The 7,870-nt window shown below is 69.6% G+C and carries 9 protein-coding genes; 3 read left to right on the top strand and 6 right to left on the bottom strand.

Annotated elements, in window-relative coordinates; genetic code table 11:
* From guaB to VIB55_RS16160, 3 genes are all read right to left on the bottom strand, one after another.
* Window positions 1-1,272 (bottom strand): IMP dehydrogenase (guaB, locus tag VIB55_RS16170; protein WP_331877697.1); only part of this gene is annotated, 1,272 nt, incomplete at its 3' end.
* Between the two features lie 220 nt (window positions 1,273-1,492).
* Window positions 1,493-2,146: a YkvA family protein gene (locus tag VIB55_RS16165; protein ID WP_331877696.1), complete on the bottom strand. Its 654-nt coding sequence runs from the start codon at window positions 2,144-2,146 to the stop codon at window positions 1,493-1,495.
* Window positions 2,147-2,177: 31 nt separating this feature from the next.
* Window positions 2,178-2,732, bottom strand: coding sequence for a hypothetical protein (locus tag VIB55_RS16160; RefSeq protein ID WP_331877695.1), 555 nt, complete (start codon window positions 2,730-2,732; stop codon window positions 2,178-2,180).
* A gap of 263 nt (window positions 2,733-2,995) precedes the next feature.
* Here VIB55_RS16160 and VIB55_RS16155 point away from each other — a divergent pair, with 263 nt between their 5' ends.
* From VIB55_RS16155 to VIB55_RS16145, 3 genes are all read left to right on the top strand, one after another.
* Window positions 2,996-3,838, top strand: a complete 843-nt coding sequence (locus VIB55_RS16155; RefSeq protein ID WP_331877694.1) for an acyltransferase — start codon at window positions 2,996-2,998, stop codon at window positions 3,836-3,838.
* Between the two features lie 767 nt (window positions 3,839-4,605).
* Window positions 4,606-5,760 (top strand): hypothetical protein, encoded by a 1,155-nt coding sequence (locus tag VIB55_RS16150; RefSeq protein WP_331877693.1) that lies wholly within the window; start codon window positions 4,606-4,608, stop codon window positions 5,758-5,760.
* 123 nt (window positions 5,761-5,883) lie between these two features.
* The gene (locus tag VIB55_RS16145) at window positions 5,884-6,402 is read left to right on the top strand and encodes a hypothetical protein (protein ID WP_331877692.1); all 519 of its coding nucleotides are present in this window, start codon (window positions 5,884-5,886) and stop codon (window positions 6,400-6,402) included.
* 93 nt (window positions 6,403-6,495) lie between these two features.
* On the opposite strand, the gene VIB55_RS16140 is transcribed toward VIB55_RS16145, so the two are convergent.
* The 3 genes from VIB55_RS16140 to VIB55_RS16130 all read right to left on the bottom strand — a co-directional run.
* Entirely contained in the window at window positions 6,496-6,762 is a 267-nt protein-coding gene (locus VIB55_RS16140) for a hypothetical protein (RefSeq protein ID WP_331877691.1), read from the bottom strand.
* The gene (locus VIB55_RS16135; RefSeq protein ID WP_331877690.1) at window positions 6,762-7,313 is read right to left on the bottom strand and encodes a hypothetical protein; all 552 of its coding nucleotides are present in this window, start codon (window positions 7,311-7,313) and stop codon (window positions 6,762-6,764) included. The genes VIB55_RS16140 and VIB55_RS16135 overlap by 1 nt, the downstream gene beginning before the upstream one ends.
* A 93-nt stretch (window positions 7,314-7,406) precedes the next feature.
* A partial coding sequence (locus tag VIB55_RS16130; RefSeq protein ID WP_331877689.1) for a M28 family peptidase occupies window positions 7,407-7,870 on the bottom strand: 464 nt, incomplete at its 5' end.

The raw sequence follows: 7,870 nt of genomic DNA, 5'->3' as shown, positions 1-7,870 counted from the left end.
CCCCTCGATACCCTCGGGGACGAACTTGCGCGCGTCGGACGCGTCCTGGAAGTAGCGGTCGGCCGAGCCCTCGCTCATGGCGCCGAGCGAGCCCATCCCGCGGACGATCTTGAAGCGCCGGCCCTCCAGCAGGAACGACTCGCCCGGGCTTTCTTCCGTGCCCGCCAGCATGGAGCCCATCATCACCGCGTGCGCCCCGGCCGCCAGCGCCTTGACGATGTCGCCGGAGTACTTGATGCCGCCGTCGGCGATCACCGGCACCCGCCCGGCGGCGCCCTCCACCGCATCCATTACCGCGGTGAGCTGGGGGACGCCCACACCCGCCACGACACGGGTGGTGCAGATGGAGCCCGGGCCCACGCCCACCTTTACCGCATCCACCCCGCGCTCCACCAGCGCCGCCGCGCCCTCGCGCGTCGCCACGTTGCCGCCGATCAGCTGCGCGTCGGGAAAGGCCTCGCGAATGCGCGCCACCGCGTCGAGCACGCCCTCGGAATGGCCGTGCGCCGTGTCGACGATCAGCACGTCCACCCCCGCCTGCACCAGCGCCGCCGCGCGGTCCACGTCGCGCAGGCTGGCGCCAATGGCCGCGCCCACGCGCAGCCGGCCGCGCTCGTCCTTGCACGCGTTGGGAAACTGCGCCCGCTTGCGGATGTCCTTTACCGTGATCAGCCCGCGCAGCACGCCGTCGGCATCGACTACAGGCAGCTTTTCGATGCGGTGCTTGTGAAGGATCTGCACCGCCTCTTCCAGCGACGTGCCCACGGGCGCCGTCACCAGCCCCTCGCGCGTCATCACCTCGTGGATGGGCCGGGTGCGGTCCGACTCGAACTGCAGGTCGCGGTTGGTGATGATGCCCACCAGCCGCCCGTCGCCGCCCACCACGGGAATGCCGCTGACGGAAAACTTCTCCATCAGCCGCATGAGGTCAGTCAGCGTCTCGTCGGGGCCGATGGTCACCGGATTCTGGATCATTCCGCTCTCGGAACGCTTCACCCGGTCCACCTCCTCGGCCTGGCGGTCGATGGACATGTTCTTGTGGATGATGCCGATGCCGCCCTCGCGCGCCACCGTGATGGCCATGCGGCTTTCGGTCACCGTGTCCATGGCCGCCGACATCAGCGGAATGGCCAGGTCGATCTTGTTCGTCAGGCGGGTGGCGACGCTGGTGTGCGCGGGGAGCACGGCCGAGCGGCGCGGCACCAGCAGCACGTCGTCGAAGGTCAGCCCCTCGCCCACGAAGCGGGGCGCGGGCGCGTCCGGTCGGTTCATCGGTCCTCCACGATGCGGCGCGCCCGCCGGGCCTCGGCTCCGCGATGGCGGAGGAGGACGGCGGGCGTTTGGGTTGTCTCTGCGGCGTTTCGTCTTTCCATGGCGGAAGTTAGGGCCTTCCTTGCACCCCTGTCAACCGGCTCCGCGCCGGTTCATCGCGACGGCGAAAAGCCCGCTCCCCATCGAGGAGAGCGGGCTTTCTTCGCCGATCGGGCCGGGACTAGCGGGCGCCGATCAGGTTGCGCAGGGCCCCGGGGAGCGCCCCGGACGCCCGGTCCAGCACCGACATGGCCTGCTCCAGCGTTTCCATGTCGCCGTGCCAGTGGTCCAGCAGCACCTCGCTCCCCGCGTTGCTCAGCAGGCGCCCCAGCGCCACGCCGAGAACGATGACGTCGTCCACCTGCCCGATGAACGGGGCGGCGAAGTCGGGGATGGCGTCTTCGGGAACGAAGAAGTAGGCGACGGCTGCGCCCACGAGCGCCTTGTCCACGATCGATACGCGGCGATCGCGCGCCAGCCCCATCAGCAGGCGAAGGAAGCTGGGCAGCTCGCGCACGACGCTCAGGGCCACCTGCGCCGGGTCTCCCCCGCCACTGCCTGAACGAGGGGATCGAGCGGGGCGGCGCACCGGCGGCTCGTCGGCCGCGTCGTCGTCCAGCGAAAACCGCGAGCGCCTGCGCGGGCCGATCAGGTCCTCGTCGCCCTCCGCCGGCTCCCACGGCCCGCCGGAGTGCTGCGCGCCCGAGGCGCCCTGGCCCCCGGACATCGCGCCTCCGCCCTCGGAGCCGCGCGACGTGGCGCCGCGGCGCGGGCCCACCAGGTCGTCGTCGTGCTCGCCGCCGTGCGGCTGGGGATCGTCGTCGCTGTACTGCACGTGCCCTCCGGGTTGGGGTAAGGCGTCCTGCTTACGGAATGCGCGGCGGACCCGGGTCGCCGTCCGGCTGCCGTACCGGGTCGGGCTGCGCCGGGCCGCCGTTCTGCGCGGGAGGCGGCGGCGCGCTCACCTCGTTCCACATCGTCCGGCCCGCCTCGGTGATCCCCGACACCATACGCCCCGCCGTGTCGAACCATCCCCCGCCCTGCGCGGGCGCCGGGTTGGGCGCGGCGGAGGTGGGATGCGCGGCCGGCGGAAGGGCGGAGGGCGGCGGCGGCTCCGGCGCGGGCGTCACCAGGTTCTCCACCTCGCGGACGACGGAGCGCCCCGCGTCGGTGATCCCGGACACCACCTTGCCGGCCGTCCCCACCACGCTCAGCGCGCCGCGGATGGTGCCGAACGCCAGCCCCTGCTGCCGCATCTTGTCTTCCAGTACCTCACCGAAGCGTTGGATGCCCCCCGGCTGCCGCACGGAGCGGTTGTACTTGGACGACAGGAACTCGATGTAGTCCAGCGCCTGGTACAGCTGCGCTTCGGGAAGCGCCTCCAGGTGCCGCATCACGCGGTCGCGCAGAACGTCGTGCATCACGGACATTGGCGGTTGCGGTTCAGTTGGACGGACCGGAGACGCGCATTGGTCGTGCCGCGCCGCCGGCCCTTACGTGTGGAGGCCGATCCACACCGATACGCACTGGCGCCCGCCGGGGTTTCGGATCACCGAATCTGTTCCGGCGCACGCCCCCCGGCAATGCCGGCAGGTTTGCGGGCGCGCACGGGCCGGGATTACCTTTGGGGCACCATGGCGCACACTCCGCGCCGCACGCACCGACCGAACGACGCGCTCTGACGATGCCCCGATATCCCCTGAGAAAGCTGGAGCCCGCGGCCGACGCCACGGCGCTGTACGCGGAGTGGCTGGAGGAGATCCGCACGGGCCTGGAGCGCGGCGACGACCGCTGGGAGCTGTGCCGCCGCACGCTGACGGCGCTCTTCTATCCCGGCATGCTGGACCGCGATCCCGCGACGCTGCCGCTCGCCGTGCGGGCGGGGCTGGCGCAGATGGACGCACGCAACGTGACGCTGGAGCCGGAATACTACGCCGAGATCGACGACGAGGCGTTCCAGGCGCGCAAGCCGCTGCTGTGGATGTGGCAGATGTTCGACCGCAGCCCGCTGGGCGGCAACGTGCACCTGGGCGTGCAGTTCCGGCGGACGCTGGCGCCGTTCATCTTCAAGCGCGTGGGCCGCAACTTCAAGTGCTTCCACAATGTGGAGTTCAGCTACGGGTACAACCTGGAGGTGGGCGACGACGTGGTGGTGCACCGCAACGTGCTGCTGGACGACCGCGGCGGCATCGTGCTGGGCGACCGGGTGTCCATCAGCGACTTCGCGAACATCTACTCGCACACGCACTCCATCGTCGACCAGGTGGACGTGAGCAACCTGAAGACGGTGATCGCCGACGACGTGCGCATCACCTATCACGCCACCGTGCTGGCCGGCACGCACGTCGGCACGAACGCCATGGTGGGCGCGATGGCCGTGGCGACCAAGAACGTGCGGCCGTACCACGTGAACGTTGGCATTCCGGCCAAGTCGGTTCGCGTGAAGCCCAACGCCCCGCCCGAGGTGTACAAGGTCACCCTGCGGGAGGACGCGCCCGCCGCGGGCACCGGCGCGGGCGAGGGCTAAGGCTCGCGGTTCCCCTGCGGACCGATCGCCACCCACGGAATGTCATCCCGATGGAGCGGCCACGACGGACCCGCCCGCACGCCTTAGCCGGCAGCGACTGAGGGATCCGCCACACAGTCAGGGCGCGCCACACCGCGGCGGAAGCACGAGAGCAAGGCAGTCCACGAAGGTGGACATCGTGTGGTCGTTGCAGCGAATTCATTCGCCCGTGCGGGAGGCGCACCGCAGGTCGGAGCGCTTCGGAGAGGACCGTGCGGGCCCCGGCTGCCCTCTCCCCCCGGCCCCCTCTCCCGCAAGCGGGAGAGGGGGAGAACTGCACCACCTTCCGGGCGCGCCCCGGGCTTCGACCCACACCCGGGCAGGCCAGTCTGCGAAGGCAGACTTCGTGTGGTCGTTGCAGCGAATTCATTCGCCCGTGCGGGGGCGCACTCCGGGCTGAAGTTCCGCGTAGCAGCCAGCCCACGCACCAGAGCCTGAAGTGTACCCCCTCTCCCACGCTGTTTGTGGGAGAGGGTGGACGAGCCTGGGCGAGGACGGGTGAGGGCCCCAGCGGAGCCGAGGCCAATGCTTCCGTGACCGCTGCCGCGCCCGGGCTGGTACGTATCCGCGGCAAGATCCTTCGGCCCGCGCAGCAGGGTGTACGGGCGATTAGGGTGCGCCTGGGCCTCAGGATGACAGGGTGCCCGCGTGGACGGTGGTCGGGGGGCTGGCCGGGCTTAGGATGACTCGGTGCCGGCGTGGATGACAAAATACGAATCGAGCAGCTGATGACCGATAACTCGAACGAGGCAGCGACCGGTACCGTGCCGGTGGAAACCACCGACCCGGTGAACGCGCGCATTCTCGCCGTTTCCGAGGACCGCATCCAGGGCTTCCAGGCCCAGCCGTTCCACGAGATCAGCCGGCTTTCGGGCGTGGACCTGGAGACGGTGATCGAGCGCGTGCGCGCCATGCTGGCCGCGGGCGTCATCCGCCGCGTGCGCCAGACCATGCTGGCCACCAACCTGGCGCCCGGCGCGCTGGTGGCGTGGAACGTGGCGCCCGAAAAGCTGGACGCCGCCTTCAACTACATGTTCCAGCAGGACCCGTTCAGCGGCCACGTGGTCGTCCGCTCCACCGACGCCGAAACTACTGGCAGCAAGTACCGCCTGTGGACCACCCTCAAGGTGCCCCAGGGCTTCTCGCTGCAGAAGCACGCCGAGTACCTTCGCCAGAAGGTCGGGGCCGAAGCGTACAAGCTGCTCCCGGCCAGGGCGCTCTTCACCCTGGGCGTGGGCCACGTCCGCCGCCGTGGAATGGAGCCCGGCGCGCGCAGCGACGAGCCCGGCGCGGTGCAGAACACCGCCATGGTGGAGCTCTCGGAGCTGGAATGGCAGGTGCTGGGGCCGCTGAAGCGCGAGTTCGCCGTCGAAGAAATTTCCGCCGACCCGTGGGCCCCGCGCGCGGCGGAGGCCGGGGTGCCGCTGGAGACGTTTCTGGAGGTGGCCCGGGGACTGAACGAGCGCGGCGTGGTCGGCCGGTTCAGCACCTTCCTGGAGCACGTGAAGCCGTCCGCGGCGGGAACGCGGGTGACGCGGTACAACGCGCTGTTCCACTGGAAGGTGCCGCCGGGACGCGAGATGGACGCCGGGCGCGAGGTGGGCCGGCACTACGTGATGACGCACGCCTACTGGCGCGAGGGCGGCCCCGAGTTCGGCGACGTGAACGTGATGGGCGTGGCGCACGGGACGGACAAGGAGCTGGTGCTGGCCCACAAGGCCGCCATCGACCGGCACCTGGAAGAAGCCGGCATTCCGCTCGGCTACACCAACGTCTTCTGGGGCGGACGCAGCGAGATCAAGCCGTCCGAGATCCTTCCCTCCGTCTACCGCGAGTGGTGCCTGCGCGAGGGGATCGATCCAGCGGAAATGCGCGGAGACTGAAGCAGGCGCGTTCGACGCGGAGTAGGAGTCGACAGAAAGATCGCGGTCCGGAGCCAGTTTCCGGGCCGCGTTTTTTCCGTATATCTGTTTGAGTGCCTGCGCGCGGGTGCATGTTGTCGCAAATTGCTGTACCGTTACAAAGATAAATCGATTGGCGAAAAGCGAGCGAATGCGCGGAGTTTGCAGACGGGGCTTGCGGGATCGAGTGCGCAGCAACATTTTTCCGTCATGTCCCAGGCTTTGAACGACAAACAGGTCGATCTTCTTCGCTACCTGCACCGACAGGCCAGCCCCGTTTCGGCTGCTGACCTGGACGGACGCATCGTGCGCGCCCTCAAGTCGCGCGACTGCATCGAAGAGCACAACGGCCGTGTGATGGTGACGGATAGCGGCCGCGCCGTCCTGGAAGGAGGCGCTGTTCCGCGGAAGCGGCAGCGCCGGATCCGCGCCGAGCAGGGCGCCAGCCACGCGCGCGCCAAGGCCATCCGGCGCGCCATCGAGCTGCTGGAGATGGCGCTGCCCAAGGAAGCGGAGGTAGCCGTCGGCAACATGTTCGCGTACGCGGACGACGTGGTGGACGGCTTCCGGAAATACGCGCGAGCGCTGGAAAAGAAGAAATCGGAGCGGCCGGCGGCGGAATGAAAGGAAGGCGGGACGAGCAGCTTCTCGTCCCGCCTTTTCTTTTTCCGCCACAGGCGCGCAATGTAGCGCCGTGACATTGACTCGGCGCTGGTTCTACTCCGCGTCCTGGGTCCACTCCGTCAGCCGGTGAAGCAGCCGGTCGATGCGGTCGTGCAGGTCCAGGTCGTTCACGTGGGCCGAGGCCGCGCGCAGGTACGACACGAGCAGCCCGATCTCTCCCTGGGCCAGCTCCCGGGCGAAGAGCAGCGGGTTCAACCCCATGTCCAGCGCGGCCGTCTCCACCGCCTGGACGGCGAGGTCGGCCAGCTCCCCCGTGGTGCCCCCGGCCAGCTCGGCCTCGTGAAGCGGCTGCATCACCATCAGGGCTCGATTCCAGCGGCCGGCATGGCGTTGATCATCGCCGCGAAGCTGCCGGTGAGCAGTACCCGCCACCGCCCGTCCACCCGGCGCACGGGTGCCACCTGCACCTGGTCGATGCTGTTCCCCATCACCTGCATGCTCATGCGGTAGACCACGTGGGCGGTGTCGCCCTCCAGCACGTGGCCCAGCGCGTTCACCCGCGCGCCCGACAGCACCTCGCGCATCTCGCCCTGTCCCAGCACGGACCGCAGCATCCGCTCGTACAGCACCGCCGGCTCCAGCGCGCGAAGCTCGGCCGTGTTCTGCACGCCGAAGGTCTCGCGCAGGTGGGCCTGCGTTTCATCCGCGGACACCCCGGTGGCGTCGGCGACGCCGACCATCGCCGTCTTCAGCTCGGCCAGCGCGGCGGGGTCCATCATCGCGGCGTTCGCGGCGAAGTCGCCGCTCCTGAACGTCTCGAAGTAGCGCTGCACCACCTGCTCCGGCGTTTCCTGCGCCGCCGAGACCATCGGCGCCAGCAGAAGCCCCGCCACGAGCAGAATCCATCGCATCCCTCTCATCCACATCTCCTGTAGCTCGGTAGAACACGGCAGCGCCTCCATGGGGGAAGCACTGCCGTACCACGTGGTTCCGTACCTGCCGGCCTATCGCGACGACGGCCGCCGGAACTCCGCGTCCGGGCTCCACTCGGGCATCTCGCTGCCGTTGGCGATCTGCAGGGCGTAGCTCAGCACAGCCTCGGAGAGCTGCACGGCGCCCGTCAGGTCGAAGTCGGCGCGGTACTCGTCGCAGGGCTGGTGATAGCAGCGCGCGGTGTACGCCTCCTGCTGCTGCGTTCCCCACCCCGCCGGCTTGCCCTCGTACTCCGTTCCCGCGGCGATGGAGATGGCGGGAATGCCCGCCTTGGCGAAGGAGAAGTGGTCCGAGCGGTAGAAGTAGCCGCGCTCCGGGTGCTCGTCGGGCGCGGTGCGCCATCCCTGCCCCGCCACGAACCGCGCGAAGCCGGGCCCCAGCGTGCTCTTGTTCTCGCCCAGCACGCGGAAGTCGGTGGAGCGGCCCAGCAGGTTGCCGCCGTCGACGTTCAGGTTGGCGACGATGCCGCCCAGGG

Origin of the sequence: Longimicrobium sp., from assembly GCF_036554565.1 — a bacterium.
In the GTDB taxonomy this organism is placed as follows: domain Bacteria; phylum Gemmatimonadota; class Gemmatimonadetes; order Longimicrobiales; family Longimicrobiaceae; genus Longimicrobium.
The sequence above is the reverse complement of the archived record's forward strand: the minus strand, read 5'-3'. Positions and strand labels throughout refer to the sequence as shown.